The organism is Paenibacillus sp. 598K (assembly GCF_003851045.1).
In the GTDB taxonomy this organism is placed as follows: domain Bacteria; phylum Bacillota; class Bacilli; order Paenibacillales; family Paenibacillaceae; genus Paenibacillus_D.
Window position 1 is genome coordinate 1 of sequence record NZ_BFBX01000054.1, and the last position, 373, is coordinate 373.

1 protein-coding gene is annotated in these 373 nt (G+C 57.4%); it reads left to right on the forward strand.

The features are described 5' to 3' along the window. The coding region (locus PA598K_RS16480; protein WP_148091960.1) for an RNA-guided endonuclease TnpB family protein at positions 1 to 373 on the forward strand (373 nt) is incomplete at both ends.

The following is a 373-nucleotide window of genomic DNA, read 5'->3' on the forward strand; positions in this document are numbered from 1 at the left end:
AAGCACCTGGCGGTGACCTCCGATGACGAGGTCGTTGCCAATCCGAGACATACACGCCGCTATGAACAGCAGTTGGCGAAGTGGCAACGCCGGATGTCACGTCGCACGCAAGGCGGCAGCAACTGGCAGCGGGCGAAGATCAAGGTAGCCCGCATCCATGAGAAGATTCGGAACAGCCGTCAGGATGTGCTCCACAAGCAGACGACGAAGTGGATCCGTGAAAACCAAACGATCTGCCTCGAAGACTTGCACATCGTGGAGATGATGACCAAGGGCAAGCTGGCCAAGCACATCGCCGATGCGGCCTGGGGCGAGATGCGCCGCCAATTACAGTACAAAGCAGAATGGTATGGACGGCAGATCAAGGAAGTTC